Raw genomic sequence first — 21,561 nt, forward strand, 5'->3', positions numbered from 1 at the left:
GAGCCATTGAATGGCACGCGTTTCCGGTGTTGACATCCCGCGCGAAAAGCGCGTGGAGATCGCCCTCACCTATGTGTTCGGCATCGGCCGGACCCTCTCGCAGCAGACGCTGGCCGCCACCGGCGTCGACCCGAACACCCGCGTTCGCGACCTCTCCGAGGAGCAGCTCGTCGCGATCCGCGAGTACGTCGACAACAACATCAAGACCGAGGGTGACCTCCGTCGCGAGATCCAGGCCGACATCCGCCGCAAGGTCGAGATCGGTACCTACCAGGGTCTGCGTCACCGCCGCGGTCTGCCCGTCCGCGGTCAGCGCACCAGCACGAACGCTCGTACCCGCAAGGGCCCGCGTCGCGCCATCGCCGGCAAGAAGAAGCCGGGCAAGAAGTAGTCCGCAGCGGACTCGCCGTCCAGCGGTCTTCGCTGTAGGACCGACCACCTCCCGTAGGAGTTATAGATGCCCCCCAAGGGTCGTCAGGGCGCTGCCAAGAAGGTGCGCCGCAAGGAAAAGAAGAACGTCGCTCACGGCCACGCGCACATCAAGAGCACGTTCAACAACACGATCGTCTCGATCACGGACCCGTCCGGCAACGTGATCTCCTGGGCCTCCGCCGGCCACGTCGGCTTCAAGGGTTCCCGGAAGTCCACGCCGTTCGCCGCGCAGATGGCCGCCGAGTCGGCTGCCCGCCGCGCCCAGGAGCACGGCATGCGCAAGGTCGACGTGTTCGTGAAGGGCCCGGGTTCCGGTCGTGAGACCGCGATCCGCTCCCTGCAGGCCACGGGCCTCGAGGTCGGCTCCATCCAGGACGTCACCCCGACCCCGCACAACGGTTGCCGTCCGCCGAAGCGCCGTCGCGTCTGACGTTTCGGTCCAAAGGCAGCGGTTTTCGGGCGGTACGGCTCTGTAAGGGCCGTATCGCCCGTACCCTTGCAGTACCCGTCCCTTTCCGTCGGGGACGGTTCAAGTCGGGCGTCATATAGCGGGCGCCCCCGACTGAAGGATCTGATCCACACATGCTGATCGCTCAGCGTCCCTCGTTGACCGAAGAGGTCGTCGACGAGTTCCGCTCCCGGTTCGTGATCGAGCCGCTGGAGCCGGGCTTCGGCTACACCCTCGGCAACTCCCTGCGCCGGACCCTGCTCTCCTCGATCCCGGGTGCGGCGGTCACGTCCATCCGCATCGACGGTGTCCTGCACGAGTTCACCACCGTGCCGGGCGTCAAGGAGGACGTCACCGACCTGATCCTCAACATCAAGCAGCTGGTCGTCTCCTCGGAGCACGACGAGCCCGTCGTGATGTACCTGCGCAAGCAGGGCCCGGGTCTGGTCACCGCCGCCGACATCGCGCCCCCGGCCGGCGTCGAGGTCCACAACCCCGACCTCGTCCTCGCCACGCTCAACGGCAAGGGCAAGCTGGAGATGGAGCTCACGGTCGAGCGCGGCCGTGGCTATGTCTCCGCCGTGCAGAACAAGCAGGTCGGCCAGGAGATCGGCCGGATCCCGGTCGACTCGATCTACTCGCCGGTGCTCAAGGTCACGTACAAGGTCGAGGCCACGCGTGTCGAGCAGCGGACCGACTTCGACAAGCTGATCGTCGACGTCGAGACCAAGCAGGCCATGCGTCCGCGTGACGCCATGGCGTCGGCCGGCAAGACCCTGGTCGAGCTGTTCGGTCTGGCCCGCGAGCTCAACATCGACGCCGAGGGCATCGACATGGGTCCGTCCCCGACGGACGCCGCGCTCGCCGCGGACCTGGCTCTGCCGATCGAGGAGCTGGAGCTCACCGTTCGGTCGTACAACTGCCTCAAGCGCGAGGGCATCCACAGCGTGGGTGAGCTCGTCGCTCGTTCCGAGGCCGACCTCCTCGACATTCGCAACTTCGGTGCGAAGTCCATCGACGAGGTCAAGGCGAAGCTGGCCGGGATGGGTCTCGCCCTGAAGGACAGCCCGCCCGGATTCGACCCGACCGCGGCCGCCGACGCCTTTGGTGCGGACGACGACGCGGACGCGGGCTTCGTGGAGACCGAGCAGTACTGAGTCTCTGCTTCCGGGGTTCGCGTCAGCGGACCCCGGATCTCCGACGGGCAACCGCTCGCTCGGATACTGACTCCGGTACCTGATACGGCCGGGGCAGACACCTAGGAGAAACACCATGCCGAAGCCCACCAAGGGTGCCCGTATGGGCGGCAGCGCCGCGCACGAGAAGCTGCTCCTCGCGAACCTCGCGAAGTCGCTGTTCGAGCACGGTCGTATCACCACCACCGAGGCGAAGGCGCGCAAGCTGCGTCCGTACGCCGAGCGTCTGGTCACCAAGGCGAAGAAGGGCGACCTTCACAACCGCCGTCAGGTGCTCCAGGTCATCACGGACAAGAGCGTCGTCCACACGCTCTTCACCGAGATCGGCCCGCGCTACGAGAACCGTCCGGGTGGCTACACCCGCATCACCAAGATCGGTAACCGCCGTGGCGACAACGCGCCCATGGCTGTCATCGAGCTGGTCGAGGCGCTGACGGTGGCTCAGGAGGCGACGGGTGAGGCCGAGGCCGCGACCAAGCGTGCCGCCAAGGACGCCGAGGCTGCTGAGGCCCAGGTCGATGTGACCAAGGCTGATGACGCCGAGGAGTCCAAGGACGCCTAAGCGTCTGCCGGGGGTTGTGCGCTGGCGGCTGCGGATTCGTTGTGGCTTGTCGCGCAGTTCCCCGCGCCCCTTCGGGGGCGTTGGCGGGTCCGTTCCTTTTCGGGAGCGGGCCCGCTTTTGTGTTGCTGAGAGGATCTGTACGTGAGTGATGAAGCAGCAGCCGGCTACGTGCGTGTTCGTCTCGACCTGTCGTACGACGGGAGCGAGTTCTCCGGGTGGGCCAAGCAGGCCGGGGGGCGGCGGACCGTGCAGGGGGAGATCGAGGATGCTCTGCGGACCGTGACGCGGTCGGGGCAGACGTACGAGCTGACCGTGGCGGGGCGTACCGACGCCGGGGTGCACGCCCGGGGGCAGGTGGCGCATGTCGATCTGCCGCGTGAGGTGTGGGCCGAGCACAACCAGAAGCTGCTGAAGCGGCTCGCCGGGCGGCTGCCCAGGGACGTGCGGGTCTGGGCCCTCAGGGAGGCGCCCAGTGGCTTCAACGCGCGGTTCTCGGCGATCTGGCGGCGGTACGCGTACCGGGTCACCGACAATCCCGGGGGCGTCGATCCGCTGCTGCGCAACCATGTGCTGTGGCACGACTGGCCCCTGGACGTCGAGGCCATGAACGAGGCCGCGCGGCGGCTGCTCGGGGAGCACGACTTCGCCGCCTACTGCAAGAAGCGGGAGGGCGCGACGACGATCCGTACGCTCCAGGAGCTGAGTCTCGTGAAGGGCGACGACGGGATCATCACCGCGACCGTGCGCGCCGACGCCTTCTGCCACAACATGGTGCGTTCGCTGATCGGGGCGCTGCTGTTCGTGGGCGACGGGCACCGGCCGCCGGACTGGCCCGCGAAGGTGCTGGCGGCCGGCGTACGGGACTCGGCCGTGCACGTCGTACGGCCGCACGGGCTGACGCTGGAGGAGGTCGGCTACCCGGCCGACGAACTGCTCGCCGCGCGCAGCAAGGAGGCGCGGAACAAGCGGTCGCTGCCGTCGGCGGGGTGCTGCTGACCGGCTTCCAGGGGCCCCTCACCGGTGGGCGGAGTTCCAGGTGGTGACCAGGCCCGAGAGGGCCGCGGTGGCGGCATCGGCGTCGTCGCCGTCGCCGCGTGCCTTGGGGGAGAGCTCCACGTGGAGGAACTTGGCGTGGTGGCGCTCCGCGGCCTTGCCCTGGACGTTCGTGGTGCCTTCCAGGGGGCAGCGGGCCGACCAGCTCCGGCAGACCCGCAGCCCGTCGGCCTGCATGGCGTCGGCCAGCGCGGCGGCTTCGGTGAGGGTGCTCCGCGCGGCTCCGGTGGAGAGGACGGCCTCGTAGGGGCGGTCCGAGTCCTTGGCGAAACCGTGCAGTTGCACGCCCGGGACGTCGCGTTTCTGGAGCTCCACGACGATGGCGTGGAAGACGCTGTCCTCCCGGTGGGCGACGTCGGCGGCGTCGCCCCGGCCCGCCTCGCGGTGCGCGCCGGCGATGACCAGCGAGCCGCCGGGGTTGTCCTCCAGGAGCCGCACGCCGAGGCGTTCGGTGTCCCGGTCGGAGACCGGGTGCGGTACCTGGGCGTTCCAGCGGACGTCGGAGTCGGCGGTCAGGTAGAGGCGCCCCCAGCGTTCGGCCCGGCCGGGGCGGGCGGCGGCGATCTCGTCGTACCTGCGGCCGGACTCGGTGTCGGTGAGGCGGGTGAGCTTGAGGCCGAGGGGGGCGAGCTGCCGTTCGGCCTTGGTGGCGTCGCCGTCCAGGAGGTGGCCGACGCTCTCGGCGACGCGCTCGCGCTGGGCGTCGTCCGGTGGGGAGTACTCGGCGTCGGGCTCCAGGTCCGCCGTGTACGTGAGGATCCTGCTGCGGAGGTCCACCAGCTCCCGGGCGCCCGGAGTGGAGTCGTCCGTTGACCGGTCTGGTGCCGATTGACAGCCGAACAAGGCGAGGACAAGTCCGATTTGGACCATAATCCGAGTCAAGTGTGACTGTCTTGTGACGGTAACTTCGGTGGCGGTTGTGTGCTTCATGTGAATATGATGCGGTGACACTTCGTAAACCTCTCCGGTTCGTCCGGGCGGCAAGCGCTTTCGCAGCCATCATCGCCGTGACGACCGCGTGCACCTCCGCGGCTTCCGCGCCGCAGGTGAAGCCGGGTGGCCGCTCGTTCACCGTCGCCGCCGCCGGTGACGTGCTGATCCACCCCGAGCTGGTCGACCAGGCCGCCAAGGATGCCAAGAAGACCGGTGGGGGAGAGGCCGGGCTGGACTTCGGGCCGCTGCTCGCCGGGATCAAGCCGGTCATCAGCAAGGCCGATCTGGCCATCTGTCACATGGAGACGCCCGTCGGGAATCCGCGGGGCCCCTTCGAGGGATACCCGGAGTTCCTCGTCCCGCCGCAGATCCTGACGACGCTCAAGGGCGCGGGCTACGACACCTGCTCGACGGCCTCCAATCACACCTACGACCACGGTCTGGGGGCTGTACGGCGCACCTTGAACGCCATGGACAAGGCCGGCCTCGGGCACACCGGCTCCGCCCGCACGCCCGAGGAAGCGGAACGAATCAACATTCGTGACGTCAAGGGCGTCAAGGTCGCCCACCTCTCGTTCTCCTGGATGTCGTTCCGCCACCCGACGCCGGAGAAGGAGAAATGGGCGTTCAACCAGCTCGACGCGGACGCGATCAAGGACGCCGAGGCCCGGGCCCGCGAGAAGGGCGCCGAGGTGGTCATCCTCTCGGTCCACTGGGGGGCCGAGCACTACAACGAACCGAGCATCGCCCAGCTGCGGTTGGCGGAGCGGCTCAGCGCGGAGACCGGGATCGACCTGGTGATCGGGCACCACTCCCATGCGGTGCAGCCGATCCAGAAAGTGAACGGCACCTGGGTCGCCTACAGCCTGGGCAACCAGGTCGCCCGTCACTCCTCGCCCACCGGAGTCACCGAGGAGGGCGCGATCGGCTGGTTCGAGTTCCGTGAGACGACCGACGGCTGGGACGTCTCCGCCCGCTACGCCACGACGCTGGTGGACATCCCGCCCGAGGTGGAGGCCGGTGAGAAGCCGCCCGCCGACGCGGTCGAGGACCACCGGGTGGTGGACGTGCGGCGGGCGCTCGACGCGCCGGGCGACCTCTCCGAGGAGCGGCTGGCCCGTTACCGGCTGGCGGCCGACCGCACGCGGGGCTTCCTGTACAACCGCGGGGCACCGGGCGGCGACGGCCTGAAGGAGCTCGCGCTGGAGCGTGACTAGCGCCACAGCGCATCGGGGGCGAGCGAGACAACCTCCCCCCTCCCCAACAGTCTTATAAGCGACGGTCCGTTACCTCTCCCGCGGGGGAGGGGTTCTGCTCGGCCGTCCTTCACCCAGAGAGGCCGGAGGAGACCACCGGTGACACCCACCCGCGCCGTGCGCCCCGTGAAGGGAGGACGGCGGCGCAGCCGGAGACGCGCGGACATGCCGCTGCTGGGCGGCGTCCGTCCCCCGATCGCGCTGCTGTGCGTGCTGGTGCTGGCCCTCGCCGGCCTCACCGCCCAGGTGCTCGGCCCCGCCGGCGAGCAGGCCGTACCGCAGGCGGTGCTCTCCTCCCAGCGGCACTTCGCGGAGGACGGCGCCATCGCCCTGCGCGCCTCCATCGACGAGCGGGTCACCGACCTGAACCGCACCGCCGCCGCGCTGAACGCGGGGTCGCCGGTGAAGCCCGAGCGCGTCCTGTCCGACCTGGGGAAGACCTACCAGAAGTGGACGGGCACCACGATCCTGGACCTGGAGAGCGGCAAGGTGCTGGCGGCCAGGGGTGAAACAATTCCCCTCGGATGGCTGGACAAGGACGTCCTCACCGGGGACACGGCCCTCAAGCCCCGCATGGTGCGGCTGGAGACCGGCGACGTACGCCTGATGACCATGGCGGTCCTGGACTTCGAGGACCGGCCGCAGCAGCTGCTGCTCGCCTCCAACAGCCTTTCGGTGCCCGCCATCAACCTGGGCCAGTTCCGCTCCATGGCGGTCGTCGCCACCGGCGGGGAGATCCTCGCCACGGCAGGCTTCGAACAGTCCGAGGCGCTCAACACCGACCAGGAGCGCAAGGAGCTGGGCTTCCTCCAGAAGCAGATGAGCGGGCTGTCCGCACAGGCGGCCCGGGAGACCGAGCAGGACCCGGTCAGCGCCAGGGAGCCGGGCTCGCGCGGCTACCCCGGGGTCAGCGGGACCCTGGTCGGCGGGAGCTACAACGGCCGTGTCGCCACGGCCGGTTACGCCTCCCTCTCCTCCGCCGACCCGGAGGAGAAGAAGAGCGTCGGCGCGGGCCTCGGGCTCACCGTCGTCGCCCTGCTGCCCGTGGTTCAGCAGCAGGCCGCCGTTCCGGACCGGGAGCTGTACGGGCTGCTGGCGGCCGGAGCCCTGGTGGTGCTCGGACTGCTCGCCGCGGCCGTGCTGTGGGCGACCGTGCAGCGGCCGTTGCTGCGGCTGTTCCTGGAGTCCCGCCGACTGGCCCGCGGCGACCTGACCCGCCCGGTGGACGTGCCCCGCTGGGGCGAGGCCGCGCGCATCGGCTCCGCACTGGAGAGGCTGCGCGCGCAGCTGGGCGGGCCGGCCGATGATCCCGGCGGGCGCCAGCGCGTCAAGGGGCGGTTCGGGGTGCGCGGGCCGCTCGCGCTGACCGCCGTCCTGCTGCTGCTGTGGTGTGTGCCCGTCGGCCTCCTGCTGAACCGCACCGACGGCTCCGTCAGTATTCCGGCCAGCATGGTCGCGGACCAGCGTGACCGCACCGACCTGGTCGCCGACCGGGTGCGCCGGGCGCTCAACGAGGCGCAGGCGGACCTGGTCTCCACGTCCCGGCTGATCGACCCGGACGACGCCGGCGCCGGCCGCGCTCTGCTCGAGGAAACCCTGCGCGAGCACACCCGCTACCAGGCGCTGTACCTCCTCGACGAGGACGGCGAGGTCGTCGCCCGCGCGGGCAAGGAGCCGCGCGCCGGTTTCGCCGACGCGGACGAGCTGGTGCGGGTGGCCGGCGAGGGCGGGAAGAAGCCTGTCGTCCAGGCCGGGGCGCCGGTGCCGGGCCGCAAGGGCATGACCCTGGTCGGCGAGATCCGGATCGAGTTCCTCAACTCGCTGCTGAAGCGGCCCGGGCTCGGCGAGGTCCGCGTGGTGGACTCCAAGGCGCGGACCATCGCCGCCGGCGACGGCTTCCTGGCCTTCGAGAAACTGCCGCGCGACGCGCTCACCGACCTCGTCCGGGCCGGCAGCGTCCACGTCGGCGCCGGTCCCGTCGAGAACGGTCTGCTGATCCGCGAGGGCCGCGGGGTCACCGTCGCCGCGGCCGCCCCCTTCTCCGGCGGTGGTGTGGCGGCCGACATCGGCTGGACCGTGGTCAGCTGGCAGAACGCCAAGGACTTCCAGATCACCCCGTACCAGCGCGAGGACCGCAGCGTCCTGGCCGGACTGCTCGGTCTGGCCCTGATCGTCGTCTGCCTCGGCTGGGTCCACCTGGTCGTGGCCCGGCCGATGCGGGCCCTGGCGGCCGGCGCGGAGAAGCTGGCCGACGGCGACCTCAAGTCCGTGCTGTACCCCCGCTACCAGGACGAGGTCGGCGCCGTCGTGCGCAGCCTCGAACTGCTGCGCCAGCAACTCCAGGCCCGTAAGCAGACCCAGGCGCGCCGGCTCGCGGAGCCGGAAGCCGGCGTTCGGGGAAGGTGACCCAGCCGTGCTCTATCTGTACTTCGTCCTGCTCACCGGCAGCGTGCTGCTGCTCGTGGCGGGCATCGTGGAACAGCGCCGGCATTACGCCAGCCTGCACAGCATCCCCTCGCGCGTGCTCGTGAACGGCATCCGCGGCAAGTCCTCCATCACCCGGCTGTGCGCCGGGGCGCTGCGCGGCGGCGACCTGGTCACCGTGGCGAAGACCACGGGTACGGCGGCCCGGTTCATCCACCCGGACGCCACCGAGGAGCCGGTCTACCGCAAGTTCGGCATCGCCAACGTGGTGGAGCAGATCGGCATCGTGCGCCGGGCCGCCACCTACCGGCCCGACGCCCTCGTCATCGAGTGCATGGCCGTCATGCCGGCCCTGCAGGAGGTGAACCAGAGCAAGCTGATCCGCTCCACGATCGGCGTGCTGTGCAACGTCCGCGAGGACCACCTCGCCGAGATGGGGCCCACCCTCGACGACGTGGCGCGGTCGCTGTGCCGCTCCATGCCGGAGGGCGGCATCTGCGTCACCGCGGAGAAGGAACGCTTCCACATCCTCCAGGAGGAGGCCGACGCCCGTAACTGCCAGTTGATCTACGCCGACCCGGAGACCGTCACCGACGAGGAACTGCGCGGCTTCAGCTGGTTCACCTTCAAGGAGAACGTCGCGATCGCCCTCGTGGTGGCCGAACTGCTCGGCGTGGAACGGCGGGTCGCCCTGCAGGGCATGTACGACGCCCCGCCGGACCCGGGCGTCCTGTCCGTCGAGCGCTACCTGGCGCCCGAAGGCAAGCGGCTCGCCTTCGCCAACGTCTTCGCGGCCAACGACCCCGAGTCGACGCTGATGAACATCAACCAGCTCCTCGACCTCGGAGCCATCCACCGGCCGCTGAACGTCGTGATCAACTGCCGGCCCGACCGCGTGGAGCGCAACGGCCAGATGGGCGAGATCATCCCCGACCTGCAGCCGGATCACGTCTTCGTCATCGGGCACCCCGCCAAGAGCGCGATCGACGCCATCCCCGCCGAGTGGCGCGACCGCGCGATCGACCTCGGGGGCGAGCGGCGGTCGGCCGAGGAGTTCATGCCCGCCCTGCTGGAGCGCCTGTCCGCCGACTCCTCGCTGGTCGCCATCGGCAACATCCACGGCCAGGGCGAGGAACTGCTGGAGTACCTCGCCGAACTCCCGGCGGACGAGTCCGCCACCGCCGACGCCGCGCGGCCCTCGGCCACGCCGACGCTGGCCCAGCCCGCGCGCCTGGACCCCTACGCCTCGTACCCCATGGCCTACGAGGAGCGCTACCAGGCCTCCCGTACCCAGGAGATCCCGGTGGTCCACATCCCGGCCCAGCCGTCGGGGCCGTACGCCGGCGCCGGGTATCCCGCCCCGGCCCCGTACCAGCAGGTGCCGTACGCCGACCCGGCCGAACAGCCATGGCAGTACGCCGACGACCCCTACGGGCACTCCCCGTACCCGACGGCCGACGGCGGGGGGCAGCCTCCCCGTTCCTGACGTCCACGGGCGGGACCCACGACCCACGCCCGCCGCTCGCCCCGCACCCGCACCCGTGCCCGGAGACCCCGTTGACCACCGCCGCCCTGACCCCCGAGATGGCCGCCCTCGGCATCGCCATCGGACTGTTCTTCTCGTTGTTGTGCTACCTGACCACCAACCTCTCGCCCGGTGGAATGATCACGCCGGGCTGGCTCGCCCTGACCCTCATCGAGGACCTCCAGCGAGCCGCCATGGTGGTCGGCGTCACCGCCCTCACCTATGCGGGCACCAAGGTCATGCAGCGGCTGGTGATCCTCTACGGCAAGCGGCTGTTCGCCGCGGTCGTCCTGCTGGGCGTGCTGCTCCAGGCCACCGTGATGATCGTGCTCTCGATCGAGTTCCCGCTGCTGTACGGCAACCAGACCCTCGGATTCATCGTGCCCGGCCTCATCGCGTACCAGATGGTCCGCCAGCCCAAGGGTCCGACCCTGCTGGCAACCGGCACCGTCTCGCTCATGGCCTACATCGTCGTCGCCGCCGGACTGCTGCTCGGCATCATGCCCACCGTCTGAGAACCGGCGTCCCCGGCGGCCGATAACCAGGAGACAACACATGGCAGGAAAGAAGAAATCGCGGCCGGTCCTCTCCGGCCTCGTGGTGCTGGCGCTCGTCGCGACCTCCGGCTACCTCACCGTGGAGCTGCGCAAGCAGGAGGACAAGGGCGTCCCCGAGATCACGAACGTCGGCGTGCTGGACGGCTCGGACCGGGCCGACGGCGCGACGAAGACCCGAGACAAGGGCGGGGAGAGCTGGTCCCGGCTGGAGAACCCGGCCCGCTCGGTGCTGCGCGGATCCGACGGCCAGGTCAAGGCGGTGTTCACCGACGGGGCGCGCACCGCGACCCTGACCGGACCGGCCCGCACCTTCGCCGAGCCCTCGTCGACGAGCTCCAAGGTCTCCACGACGGACTGGGTGCGCCTCATGCCCGAGCCCTGGAAGAAGGGCGCGGAGAAGCAGAAGTGGTTCAAGGACTGGTACGCCGAACTCCAGGGCAGCAAGGAGGACGACCTGATCGCCGTCGCCTTCCAGTACGTCGCGGGCGCCAAGGAGAAGAAGGACGAGCAGGGCATCGGCTACGCCGGTGACGCCAACTTCGGCCCCCTCAACGCGACGGGTGCCGAGGGCGGCGACCTGCGCCTGGAGCAGTCCGACTTCTACGACTACCTGGGCGTCCAGTACCCCTTCCGGGACGGCGTGATCGGGCAGCCGGAGACCGCGCGCGCCAAGTCGATCGACTGCTCGGGATACATGCGGATGGTGTTCGGCTACCGCGCCCGCTACCCGCTGATGTCCTCGGACGACTCGGGCGACGGCCTGCCGCGCACCGCCAACGGCATGGCCCGCTCGGACCAGGGGGCCGACGTCCTGCCGCTGACCGGTGTGTCGCCAGAGAACCGGCCCACCGGCATCGACCAGCTCCAGCCCGGGGACCTCGTCTTCTTCAAGCTCGACGCCCGGACGAAGCAGCGCCTGGACCACGTCGGCATGGTGCTCGGCTACGACACCGAGGGCCACCTGCTCTTCATCTCCAGCCGTGAGGAGGTCAACGGCCCGACCATCGGCGACGTCGGCGGAGTGTCCCGGCTGGACGGCAACGGCTACTACGCCAAGACGCTGCGCAGCGCGAAGAGGCTGTGACCGGGCGGGCGGCGGCCGGTCACTCGCTCGCCGCGGCCGACGCCTGGGCCTGGCCGCGGCGGTGGATCTGGCGGAAGGTGAACAGCTGGAGGTTGTCGCCGGTGGCGAACACCTCGGTGTCCTTCGTCGACACGTCCTTGCCGCTGGTGAAGCCGGCGTTGGTGAAGTAGGCGTAGCGGCCGTAGGAGTTGCTGGTCGTGCGGCAGAACCCGGCTTCGCAGAAGGCCTTGACGCCGCCGCCGGAGAGCGACTTGACGAAGCTCTTCTTGTTGGTCTGGCTCTTGGCCTTGGCGGCCTGTGCCTCGGTGTCGAAGACCGCCACGCCGACCGTCACCGCGATGCCGTCCCTGGAGTAGGTGACGCGTATCAGGCGCGTGCAGTCGTTCGCGGTGAGGATCTTCGGGAGCGTGCCGCCCGACGCCGAGGCGCAGTTCTCGGTGTCGGCCGTGGGGCCCTTCTTGTACGTCGTCTCGCCCATGGTCAGCTGGGTGCCGGGGAAGAGGGTGTCCGGGCTGAGCGGAGCCGTGTCCTTCTTCGCGCTGGCGATGAAGTCCTTCGGGTCCAGCGGGGGCGGGGCGCTGGTCGGTGCGAACGACGGGGCCGAGGCGGACTGGCTCGGGATGTCGGCCGAGGGCACCTGGGAGGTCGGGCTGTTCGCCTGGTTGTCGCCGCCCGCCGAGACCACGGCCACGGCGACGGCAGCGCCGATCGCGACGGTGGCGAGCGCGCCGCCGCCGACCAGGAGCAGCCGGCGTCGTTTGTTACGGGCCTCGGACGCCTCGGCGAGCGCGGCCCAGTCCGGAGACTGGCCGCCCTCGCCGCTCCAGGGCTGCTGCGACTGCGGTTTCCATGGATCCCACTGGGACTGGGGTCCCCCCTGCCCAAAGCTCATGGGGCGCATCTTAGACGGGACAAGTGGCGTGCTGGTCCGCCTGGATGGGCCCTGGAGCCCCTAGCGTTCCTCCCATGCGGACGGGCAAAGGCGACATCTGCGGGTGGTTGGGGCGAGTGCTGCCGGCCGTGGTGCTGCTGGTGTGCCTGTGGTCCTGGCCGGCGACCGCGGTCGGGGTCTGGCCGACGGTCGCGGTCGGGGTGCTGCGGGCGCTTCGCCGTCCGCGCGGGGGCGGCTGCCTGCCGCGGTGGGGCGTCGCCGTGGTCGTCGATGTGCTGTTGTCGTCGGTGTTCCCGTACGTGCGGCCGGTGCGGCGCCGGACGCTGAGGAGGGCCGTGACTCTGTGTGCCGGCCTGTGCGTCTCCGTGACCGGCCGTCGTCGATGATCCCGCGTTTTGACCCTTGTGGTGAGCCCCGGTATTCTGCTCTTTCGTTGTGTATTGGCTTGCTCATTCTCACGGGACGGGCCCTTACACCGGTCCACCGGGCCGATGACCAGCGACCAGCACGCGGTTTGCGTCACCGCTGTGCGGTCAAGGCTGTCGTGATCGTTTCGGTGACCTGTTCAGGACCATTCACTCGAAGCGAAGGCTACGAACCGTGCGTACGTACAGCCCCAAGCCCGGCGATGTGACGCGCCAGTGGCACGTCATCGACGCCCAGGACGTTGTCCTGGGTCGTCTCGCCACCACCGCAGCGACCCTCCTCCGGGGCAAGCACAAGCCGATCTACGCCCCCCACGTCGACGCTGGTGACTTCGTCATCATCATCAACGCGGACAAGGTGCACCTGTCCGGCAACAAGCGGACCCAGAAGATGGCGTACCGCCACTCCGGCTACCCGGGTGGTCTGCGCTCCGTCCGTTACGACGAGCTGCTCGACAAGAACCCCGAGAAGGCCATCGAGAAGGCCGTCAAGGGCATGCTCCCCAAGAACACTCTGGGCCGTCAGATGCTCTCGAAGCTGAAGGTCTACAAGGGTGACCAGCACCCGCACGGCGCGCAGCAGCCGCAGCCGTACGAGATCACCCAGGTCGCGCAGTAAGTCCGGCCACCCCCTAAGACTGAAGAGAATCTGAGGAGAATCGTGGCCGAGACCACTGCCGAGCAGCCGCTCGAAGAGCTTGACATCGACAGCTACACCACCGAGTCCGAGGTCCCCGTCGAGGGTGAGTACACCTCGGAGTCCATGGCCTCCCGCTTCGGCGAGCCCCAGCCGGCCGCCGGCCTGGGCCGTCGCAAGAACGCCATCGCCCGCGTCCGGATCGTCCCGGGCACCGGCAAGTGGAAGATCAACGGGCGCACCCTCGAGGACTACTTCCCGAACAAGGTGCACCAGCAGGAAGTCAACGAGCCCTTCAAGGTGCTCGAGCTCGAGGGCCGTTACGACGTCATCGCCCGCATCGCCGGTGGCGGTGTCTCCGGTCAGGCCGGTGCGCTCCGTCTCGGTGTCGCCCGCGCGCTGAACGAGGCCGACGCCGACAACAACCGTGGCGCCCTCAAGAAGGCCGGCTTCCTCCGCCGCGACGACCGTGCGGTCGAGCGCAAGAAGGCCGGTCTGAAGAAGGCCCGCAAGGCCCCGCAGTACAGCAAGCGCTAATCGCGTAGCTGTCCTTGCGACTGTCTTCGCAACGATCGCCCCGGCGGCACCTTCCGTGCCGCCGGGGCGTTCACGTACACAACCCCTGCGGATGCCGGACGGTCCCGGGGGATGTACTGGAGCCGCACTCTCTCGCAATTCGGAGGACACCACAGTGGGACGACTCTTCGGCACGGACGGCGTGCGCGGTGTCGCCAACGCGGACCTGACGGCGGAGATGGCCCTCGGCCTCTCCGTAGCCGCGGCGCACGTACTGGCCGAGGCGGGCACGTTCGAGGGGCACCGGCCGACCGCGGTGGTCGGGCGTGACCCGCGCGCGTCCGGGGAGTTCCTGGAGGCCGCCGTGGTCGCGGGCCTCGCCAGCGCCGGCGTGGACGTCCTGCGGGTCGGCGTGCTGCCGACGCCGGCGGTGGCGTACCTGACCGGAGAGCTCGGCGCCGACCTCGGTGTGATGCTCTCCGCGAGCCACAACGCCATGCCCGACAACGGCATCAAGTTCTTCGCCCGTGGCGGGCACAAGCTTGCCGACGAGCTGGAGGACCGGATCGAGTCCGTCTACGAGGAGCACCGCACCGGCGCCCCGTGGGACCGGCCGACCGGGGCCGGAGTGGGCCGTGTGCGCGACTCCGAGGAGGGCGCCGACCGGTACGTCGAGCATCTGCTGCGTGTCCTGCCGAACCGGCTCGACGGGCTGAAGGTCGTCCTCGACGAGGCGCACGGCGCCGCCTCCCGGGTCTCGCCCGAGGTGTTCCAGCGGGCCGGTGCCGAGGTCGTCACGATCGGGGCCGAGCCGGACGGGCTCAACATCAACGACGGGTGCGGATCCACGCACCTGGACAAGATCAAGGCCGCCGTCGTCGAGCACGGGGCCGACCTGGGCATCGCGCACGACGGCGACGCCGACCGGTGCCTCGCCGTGGACCACACCGGCGAGGAGGTGGACGGTGACCAGATCCTGGCCGTCCTCGCCCTGGCCATGCGGGAGGCCTCCACGCTGCGGGCCGAGACGGTCGTGGCGACGGTGATGTCCAACCTGGGCTTCAAGCTCGCCATGGAGCGCGAGGGCATCCGGCTCGTGCAGACCGCCGTGGGCGACCGGTACGTGCTGGAGGAGATGAAGGAGCACGGGTTCGCTCTCGGGGGCGAGCAGTCCGGGCACGTGATCATTCTCGACCATGCGACGACCGGCGACGGCACGCTGACCGGGTTGCTGCTGGCGGCGCGGGTCGCGCAGAGCGGGCGTCCGCTGCGGGAGCTGGCGTCCGTGATGGAGCGGCTGCCGCAGGTGCTGATCAATGTGCCGGACGTGGACAAGTCCCGGGTGACGACGTCCTCGGAGCTCGCGGCGGCCGTCGCCGATGCGGAGCGGGAGCTGGGAGCCACCGGGCGGGTGCTGCTGCGGTCCTCGGGGACCGAGCCGTTGGTGCGGGTGATGGTGGAGGCAGCGGATATCGAGCAGGCTCGGTCTGTGGCGGGGCGGTTGGCTGATGTCGTGAAGTCTGCGTTGGGGTAGTCGGCTGTTCCGGGTTCGGGGTGGGGCTGCGGTTCGTCGCGGGCTGACCGTTTCGTCGTGGCTTGTTGCGCAGTTCCCCGCGCCCCTTACACACCTCGGCGTTGTTTCGACCAGAGCCACTTCTGGGCCAGCAGGGTCAGCGTGCCGGCGACGATGATGCCCAGCAGGTTCAGCAGGAGTTGTTCGGTGGAGCCCTTGGTCTGGGTCGTGTCGCCGTAGCTCAGGGCCACTGCCGCGTTCGCCGCGGCCGGGACCGTGGTCACCGAGATGGCCACGCCCACCAGGGCGCCCGACTTGGCCGAGGTCAGCGAGAGCGTGCCGGCGATGCCGGCCAGGACCGCCACGACGAAGGAGAACCAGTCGGGGGCGTAGATGAAGCCCGTGTTGGGGCGGTCCGCCATGAGTTGCCGCTCGCTGAACAGGTCGACCGAGTCCATGAAGAGGCTGAAGCCGACCGTCACCGCCATCGCCACCGCGAAGCCCACCAGCAGGGCGATCAGCGAGCGCAGGGCCAGGCGAGCTCTGCGCCGGACGACCGCGGTGCAGATGCCGGTGAGGGGGCCGAACTCCGGGCCCACCGCCATGGCGCCCACGATCAGGATCGCGTTGTCCAGGACCACGCCGCAGGCCGCGATCATCGTGGCCAGGGTGATGAACGCGAGGTACGTGGCGGAGAGGGTCGACTCCTCGTGCGTCGCTTCGGTCAGCTGCTCCCACAGGACCGCGTCCGCGCCCTCGCCGGGTGCGTCGGCCGCGGCCTGGTCGGCCCGCTCGGACAGCGACAGGTCGATGCTCTCGACCGCGATGGAGCCGCTCGTGTCGATGCCCAGCTCCCGCAGGCCGGTGAGCAGTTCGTCGCCCGCCTCGCGCGCCACGTCGCACATCACGACGTCCCCTGCGGGATTGCGGGCGGTGTCCGGCAGCACGACGAGATGGGTGGTGCCGACCGTCTTGTCGATCAGTCGCACCACGTCGTCGGTCTTCCCGGACGGCGTGATCAGGCGCAAGTGAAGCATGACGGCTATCCAACCGGTCTTTCCCCGGGCGTCACAGCTTGCGCAGGCTCAGGCGCTGCACCTTGTGGTCCGGCCCCTTGCGCAGGACGAGGGTGGCGCGGCCGCGGGTGGGGGCGATGTTCTCGACCAGGTTGGGCTGGTTGATCGTGCGCCACATCGTCCGGGCGTAGTCGAGGGCCTCCTCCTCCGAGACCTGGGTGTACTTGCGGAAGTACGAGGACGGGTTCTGGAAGGCGGTCGCGCGCAGCTTGCGGAAGCGGTTGAGGTACCAGTGCTCGATGTCCTCGACGCGGGCGTCGACGTACACGCTGAAGTCGAAGTAGTCGGCGAGGCCGACCCGGGTGCGGCCGTCCTTGCCGGGGAGGGCGGGCTGGAGGACGTTCAGGCCCTCGACGATGAGGATGTCGGGGCGGCGGACCGTGAGCTTCTTGTCGGGGACGATGTCGTAGATCAGATGGGAGTAGACGGGGGCCGTGACCTCGTCCTTGCCCGCCTTGATGTCGGCTACGAAGCGGGTCAGCGCGCGGCGGTCGAAGGACTCGGGGAATCCCTTCCGCGACATCAGGCCGCGGGCCTGGAGTTCCTTGGTGGGCAGCAGGAAGCCGTCGGTGGTGACCAGCTCGACGCGCGGGTGTTCCGGCCAGCGCGAGAGCAGGGCCTGCAGGAGCCGGGCGACCGTCGACTTGCCCACGGCGACCGAGCCGGCGACTCCTATCACGAACGGGGTGCCGGACTGGGAGCCCTGCTCGCCCAGGAAGGTGTTGAGCGCGCCTCTGAGGCCGTCCGTGGCACCGACGTAGAGGTTGAGAAGTCTGGACAGCGGGAGGTAGATGTCCCGCACCTCGTCGAGGTCGATGACGTCGCCGAGACCGCGCAGCTTCTCGACCTCCTCGGCAGTCAGCGGCAGCGGCGTCTTGTCACGCAACGCGCTCCACTCGGCTCGGGTGAGGTCGACGTAGGGAGTCGCCTCCGGCCGCTGCCGGTGGGCGCTCCGGGGCATCGAGGAGACCGGAGAGATCACAGTCCATTGTTACGGGCGTACGAACGGACCGTGAGGTGGGATCCGTCACCCTAGGTCCTTGGATTCTCCCATTCAGGAGAAAACCGGCCAAGGGGAGGAATGTCAGTGGCGTGCGTCACAGTTGTGGGAGAAATGGGCCCAGGTCGGGGTCCAGGAACGCCGAGGGGTGACCCATGACGCATGCGATAGAGGCGGAAGGCCTGGTCAAACGGTTCAAGGAGACCGAGGCGCTGGCCGGTGTCGACCTGGCGGCCCGCAAGGGCACGGTGCTCGGGCTGCTGGGCCCCAACGGTGCGGGCAAGACGACCGCGGTGCGGATCTTCGCGACGCTGCTGCGCCCGGACGGGGGCAGGGCCCGGGTGGCCGGCCACGACGTGGTCCGGGAGGCCGGGGTCGTGCGGGCCTTGGTCGGGCTGACCGGGCAGTACGCGGCGGTCGACGAGAACCTGACCGGCACGGAGAATCTGCTGCTCATCGGCCGGCTGCTGGGCCTACCGAGGCGGGAGGCGAAGGCGCGGGCGGGGGAACTGCTGGAGCGCTTTCAGCTGACGCACGCGGCCGGCCGGGCCGTGAAGACGTTCTCGGGAGGCATGCGCCGGCGCCTGGACCTGGCGGCCAGCCTGGTGGGGAGGCCGCGCATCCTCTTCCTCGACGAGCCCACCACGGGCCTCGACCCGCACAGCCGTGGTGAGCTGTGGGACATGCTGCGCGGCCTGGTCGCGGACGGTGCGACGGCCCTGCTGACCACGCAGTATCTGAACGAGGCCGATGTGCTCGCCGACGAGATCGTGGTGATCGACAAGGGCCGGGTGATCGCCGAGGGCACGCCGGACCGGCTGAAGGCCCAGGTCGGCGGCCAGGTGCTGGAGCTCCGGCCGATCCTCGGACAGGACCTCACGCGGGCACACGCCCTGGTGGCCGGGGCCGCCGGCCCTCAGGCCCGGATCGAGGGCGAGATGATCACCGCGCCGGTGAAGGACCCCGAGCTGATGCCGGCCGTCGTGCGCGCCCTGGACCGGGAGGGGATCGCGGTGGGCGAGCTGGCCCTGCGCCGCTCCTCGCTCGACGAGGTCTTCCTCGCCCTGACCGGCCACCGCGCCGAACCGGGCGAGCCCGAGCAGGACGGCGGCGCGTCCGTCCGGGACGAGGGCGAGGACGAGGACGAGAGGGAGAAGGCGGTGAGCCGGTCATGACCGCCACCACCATCACCGCGCCGGTCACCGGGTCGGGCCGCGTGCCGCCGCTGGCCGGGCTGCGGCAGACCTTCACGATGGCCTGGCGGAGCCTGGTCGCCGTCAAGCACAACCCGCTCGAACTGGTCGACTACAGCATCACGCCGATCATGTTCGTGTTCCTGTTCACCTATGTGCTGGGCGGGCAGATGGCCGGATCGCCCGACGCGTACCTGAAGTACGCGCTGCCCGGGATCATCGTGCAGAACACCCTGTTCATGACGATGTACACGGCGATGGCGCTCAACACCGACCTCACCAAGGGGGTCTTCGACCGGCTGCGCAGCCTGCCCATCGCGCGCTCCGCCCCGCCGATCGGACGGATCACCGCCGACCTCGCCAAGCATGTGTGGGCGATGCTGCTGATGATCGGCCTCGGACTGGCCCTCGGCTTCCGCATCACCGGCGGGTTCGGCGGGTTCCTGCTCGGCGCGCTGCTGCTGGTGGTGTTCGCCGCGGCCGTGTCCTGGAGCGCGGTACTGATCGGGATGCTGGCCGGTGACGCGGAGAAGGTGCAGGCGTTCGCCTTCACCCTCATCTTCCCGATCACCTTCACCAGCAGCGCCTTCGTCGTCGTCGACACCATGCCGGGCTGGCTCCAGGCGTGGAGCGACGTCAACCCGGTCACGCATCTGTCCGACGCCTTCCGCGGGCTGCTGCTCGGCGGGGCGGTGGCGGAGCCGGTGCTGTGGTCGCTGGTGTGGGCGGCGGGGATCGCGCTCGTGTTCTATCCGCTGGCCATGAGGGCGTATCGCGCGAAGGTCTGAGAGCCAGGGGGCTTCGTACTCCGGAGGTGAGGTCCTTGGTCTTCGTACCCCGGTGGGAATTTCCGATTTCGGGCACGCTGCGGCCGGTTCGGCGCGGAAATCGACCCTAAGCTGCCGCCCATGTGTGGAATCGTGGGATACGTGGGGCCGCAGTCGGCGCTCGATGTCGTGATGGCCGGGCTGAAGCGGCTGGAGTACCGGGGGTACGACTCGGCGGGCGTCGCCGTGCTGGCCGACGGCGGGCTGGCGACGGGGAAGAAGGCCGGGAAACTCCTGAACCTGGAGAAGGAACTGGACGGCCGGCCCCTGCCGGCCGGCACGACGGGCATCGGACACACCCGGTGGGCCACGCACGGCGGGCCGACGGATGCCAACGCCCACCCGCACATCGACAACGCCGGTCGGGTCGCGGTCGTGCACAACGGCATCATCGAGAACTTCGCCCTGCTGCGGGCCGAGTTGGAGGAGCGGGGGCACGAGCTGGTCTCCGAGACCGACACCGAGGTCGTCGCGCATCTGCTCGCCGAGGAGTTCTCGTCGTGCGCGGACCTCGCCGAGGCGATGCGGCTGGTGTGCCGGCGGCTGGAGGGTGCGTTCACGCTGGTCGCCGTGCACGCCGACGAGCCGGACGTGGTGGTGGGCGCGCGGCGGAACTCGCCGCTGGTGGTGGGCGTCTCAGAGGGCGAGGCCTTTCTCGCCTCGGACGTCGCCGCGTTCATCGCGCACACGCGGTCGGCGATCGAGCTGGGACAGGACCAGGTGGTGGAGCTGCGCCGGGACGGCGTGACGGTGACCGGCTTCGACGGCCGCCCGGCCGACGTCCGCTCGTACCACGTCGACTGGGACGCGTCGGCCGCGGAGAAGGGGGGCTACGACTACTTCATGCTCAAGGAGATCGCCGAACAGCCCAAGGCGGTCGCCGATACGCTGCTGGGCCGTATCGACGGCTCCGGTTCGCTGACCCTGGACGAGGTGCGGATCCCCGCGGGCGTGCTGCGGGAGATCGACAAGGTCGTCATCGTCGCGTGCGGTACGGCCTTCCACGCCGGGATGATCGCCAAGTACGCCATCGAGCACTGGACGCGCCTGCCGTGCGAGGTGGAACTGGCCAGTGAGTTCCGGTACCGGGACCCGATCCTCGACGCGCAGACCCTCGTCATCGCCATCTCCCAGTCCGGCGAGACCATGGACACGCTCATGGCGCTGCGGCACGCCCGCGAGCAGGGCTCCAGGGTGCTGGCGATCTGCAACACCAACGGCTCGACGATCCCGCGCGAGTCGGACGCGGTGCTGTACACGCACGCCGGTCCCGAGGTGGCCGTCGCCTCCACCAAGGCGTTCCTGACGCAGCTCGTCGCGTGTTACCTGGTCGCCCTGTATCTGGGCCAGGTGCGGGGCACCAAGTGGGGTGACGAGATCCGGGCGGTGATCCGCGACCTGTCCTCGATCGCCGGTGCGGTGGAGCAGGTCCTCGGCACGATGGAGCCGGTGCGGGAGCTGGCGCGCACGCTCGCCTCGAAGAACACGGTGCTGTTCCTCGGCCGCCATGTGGGGTATCCGGTGGCGCTGGAGGGCGCGCTGAAGCTCAAGGAGCTGGCCTACATGCACGCCGAGGGGTTCGCGGCGGGGGAGTTGAAGCACGGGCCGATCGCCCTGATCGAGGAGGATCTGCCGGTGGTCGTCGTGGTGCCGTCGCCGCGCGGGCGGTCCGTGCTGTACGACAAGATCGTGTCCAACATCCAGGAGATCCGGGCGCGGGGTGCGCGCACGATCGTCATCGCGGAGGAGGGTGACGAGGCGGTGGTGCCGTACGCCGACCACTTGATCCGGGTGCCGGCCACGCCGACCCTGCTCCAGCCGCTCGTGGCCACGGTGCCGCTGCAGGTGTTCGCGTGTGAGCTGGCGACGGCTCGCGGGAACGAGGTGGATCAGCCTCGGAACCTGGCGAAGTCGGTGACGGTGGAATGAGGAAGTGAGGAAAAGGGGCGAACGGCCGGTCGCCGTTCGCCCCTTGCACAGCCGATCAGCCGGTCAGCCGACCGGTCGGGCGA

General features: G+C 69.9%; 21 protein-coding genes. 17 read left to right on the forward strand and 4 right to left on the reverse strand.

All coding sequences use genetic code 11. The features are described 5' to 3' along the window. The first annotated feature begins 10 nt into the window (after positions 1-10). From rpsM to truA, 5 genes are all read left to right on the forward strand, one after another. Positions 11-391, forward strand: a complete 381-nt coding sequence (rpsM, locus tag ACIBNA_RS00415; RefSeq protein ID WP_004984507.1) for a 30S ribosomal protein S13 — start codon at positions 11-13, stop codon at positions 389-391. Positions 392-457: 66 nt separating this feature from the next. After that, on the forward strand, positions 458-862 hold the full coding sequence (gene rpsK, locus ACIBNA_RS00420; RefSeq protein WP_003956432.1) for a 30S ribosomal protein S11: 405 nt from the start codon (positions 458-460) through the stop codon (positions 860-862). Between the two features lie 152 nt (positions 863-1,014). After that, a complete protein-coding gene (locus ACIBNA_RS00425; RefSeq protein WP_003966937.1) occupies positions 1,015-2,037 on the forward strand; it encodes a DNA-directed RNA polymerase subunit alpha in 1,023 nt (340 codons plus the stop codon). A gap of 115 nt (positions 2,038-2,152) precedes the next feature. After that, positions 2,153-2,638 (forward strand): 50S ribosomal protein L17, encoded by a 486-nt coding sequence (gene rplQ, locus ACIBNA_RS00430; RefSeq protein ID WP_274818495.1) that lies wholly within the window; start codon positions 2,153-2,155, stop codon positions 2,636-2,638. Between the two features lie 141 nt (positions 2,639-2,779). Then, a complete protein-coding gene (gene truA, locus ACIBNA_RS00435) occupies positions 2,780-3,634 on the forward strand; it encodes a tRNA pseudouridine(38-40) synthase TruA (protein ID WP_399163071.1) in 855 nt (284 codons plus the stop codon). 18 nt (positions 3,635-3,652) lie between these two features. Here the strand turns inward: truA and ACIBNA_RS00440 are convergent, their stop codons facing one another. Continuing rightward, on the reverse strand, positions 3,653-4,468 hold the full coding sequence (locus ACIBNA_RS00440) for a hypothetical protein (protein WP_399163072.1): 816 nt from the start codon (positions 4,466-4,468) through the stop codon (positions 3,653-3,655). A gap of 224 nt (positions 4,469-4,692) precedes the next feature. On the opposite strand from ACIBNA_RS00440, the gene ACIBNA_RS00445 reads away from it, so the two are divergent. The 5 genes from ACIBNA_RS00445 to ACIBNA_RS00465 all read left to right on the forward strand — a co-directional run bounded on the left by ACIBNA_RS00445 (position 4,693) and on the right by ACIBNA_RS00465 (position 11,470). Beyond that, positions 4,693-5,841, forward strand: coding sequence for a CapA family protein (locus tag ACIBNA_RS00445; RefSeq protein ID WP_399163475.1), 1,149 nt, complete (start codon positions 4,693-4,695; stop codon positions 5,839-5,841). A gap of 204 nt (positions 5,842-6,045) precedes the next feature. Next, entirely contained in the window at positions 6,046-8,286 is a 2,241-nt protein-coding gene (locus ACIBNA_RS00450) for a HAMP domain-containing protein (protein ID WP_399163476.1), read from the forward strand. Positions 8,287-8,293: 7 nt separating this feature from the next. Further along, on the forward strand, positions 8,294-9,790 hold the full coding sequence (gene pgsB, locus ACIBNA_RS00455; RefSeq protein WP_399163073.1) for a poly-gamma-glutamate synthase PgsB: 1,497 nt from the start codon (positions 8,294-8,296) through the stop codon (positions 9,788-9,790). Between the two features lie 71 nt (positions 9,791-9,861). Beyond that, positions 9,862-10,344 (forward strand): poly-gamma-glutamate biosynthesis protein PgsC/CapC, encoded by a 483-nt coding sequence (locus tag ACIBNA_RS00460; protein ID WP_150482528.1) that lies wholly within the window; start codon positions 9,862-9,864, stop codon positions 10,342-10,344. A gap of 40 nt (positions 10,345-10,384) precedes the next feature. After that, complete coding sequence (locus tag ACIBNA_RS00465) at positions 10,385-11,470, forward strand: NlpC/P60 family protein (protein ID WP_399163074.1); 1,086 nt, start codon at positions 10,385-10,387, stop codon at positions 11,468-11,470. Positions 11,471-11,489: 19 nt separating this feature from the next. Here the strand turns inward: ACIBNA_RS00465 and ACIBNA_RS00470 are convergent, their stop codons facing one another. After that, a complete protein-coding gene (locus tag ACIBNA_RS00470; protein ID WP_399163075.1) occupies positions 11,490-12,362 on the reverse strand; it encodes a hypothetical protein in 873 nt (290 codons plus the stop codon). A gap of 74 nt (positions 12,363-12,436) precedes the next feature. On the opposite strand from ACIBNA_RS00470, the gene ACIBNA_RS00475 reads away from it, so the two are divergent. From ACIBNA_RS00475 to glmM, 4 genes are all read left to right on the forward strand, one after another. Then, on the forward strand, positions 12,437-12,748 hold the full coding sequence (locus ACIBNA_RS00475; protein WP_399163076.1) for a hypothetical protein: 312 nt from the start codon (positions 12,437-12,439) through the stop codon (positions 12,746-12,748). Positions 12,749-12,962: 214 nt separating this feature from the next. Continuing rightward, complete coding sequence (gene rplM, locus ACIBNA_RS00480; protein ID WP_010036634.1) at positions 12,963-13,406, forward strand: 50S ribosomal protein L13; 444 nt, start codon at positions 12,963-12,965, stop codon at positions 13,404-13,406. 42 nt (positions 13,407-13,448) lie between these two features. Then, on the forward strand, positions 13,449-13,961 hold the full coding sequence (rpsI, locus tag ACIBNA_RS00485; RefSeq protein ID WP_399163077.1) for a 30S ribosomal protein S9: 513 nt from the start codon (positions 13,449-13,451) through the stop codon (positions 13,959-13,961). 154 nt (positions 13,962-14,115) lie between these two features. Continuing rightward, a complete protein-coding gene (glmM, locus tag ACIBNA_RS00490; protein WP_399163078.1) occupies positions 14,116-15,474 on the forward strand; it encodes a phosphoglucosamine mutase in 1,359 nt (452 codons plus the stop codon). Between the two features lie 86 nt (positions 15,475-15,560). On the opposite strand, the gene ACIBNA_RS00495 is transcribed toward glmM, so the two are convergent. Both ACIBNA_RS00495 and coaA read right to left on the reverse strand, forming a co-directional pair. Further along, positions 15,561-16,490, reverse strand: coding sequence for a DUF389 domain-containing protein (locus tag ACIBNA_RS00495; protein ID WP_399163079.1), 930 nt, complete (start codon positions 16,488-16,490; stop codon positions 15,561-15,563). A gap of 31 nt (positions 16,491-16,521) precedes the next feature. Beyond that, complete coding sequence (coaA, locus tag ACIBNA_RS00500) at positions 16,522-17,490, reverse strand: type I pantothenate kinase (RefSeq protein ID WP_399163080.1); 969 nt, start codon at positions 17,488-17,490, stop codon at positions 16,522-16,524. Between the two features lie 194 nt (positions 17,491-17,684). Between coaA and ACIBNA_RS00505 the strand changes: the two genes are divergently transcribed. The 3 genes from ACIBNA_RS00505 to glmS all read left to right on the forward strand — a co-directional run bounded on the left by ACIBNA_RS00505 (position 17,685) and on the right by glmS (position 21,478). After that, positions 17,685-18,704: an ATP-binding cassette domain-containing protein gene (locus ACIBNA_RS00505; protein WP_399163081.1), complete on the forward strand. Its 1,020-nt coding sequence runs from the start codon at positions 17,685-17,687 to the stop codon at positions 18,702-18,704. Next, complete coding sequence (locus ACIBNA_RS00510) at positions 18,701-19,510, forward strand: ABC transporter permease (RefSeq protein WP_399163082.1); 810 nt, start codon at positions 18,701-18,703, stop codon at positions 19,508-19,510. Before ACIBNA_RS00505 ends, ACIBNA_RS00510 begins: the two co-directional genes overlap by 4 nt. A 120-nt stretch (positions 19,511-19,630) precedes the next feature. Continuing rightward, entirely contained in the window at positions 19,631-21,478 is a 1,848-nt protein-coding gene (gene glmS, locus ACIBNA_RS00515; protein ID WP_399163083.1) for a glutamine--fructose-6-phosphate transaminase (isomerizing), read from the forward strand. Positions 21,479-21,561 lie beyond the last annotated feature (83 nt).

This window comes from Streptomyces sp. NPDC050164, assembly GCF_044459945.1.
Classification (GTDB): Bacteria; Actinomycetota; Actinomycetes; order Streptomycetales; family Streptomycetaceae; genus Streptomyces; species Streptomyces coeruleorubidus_A.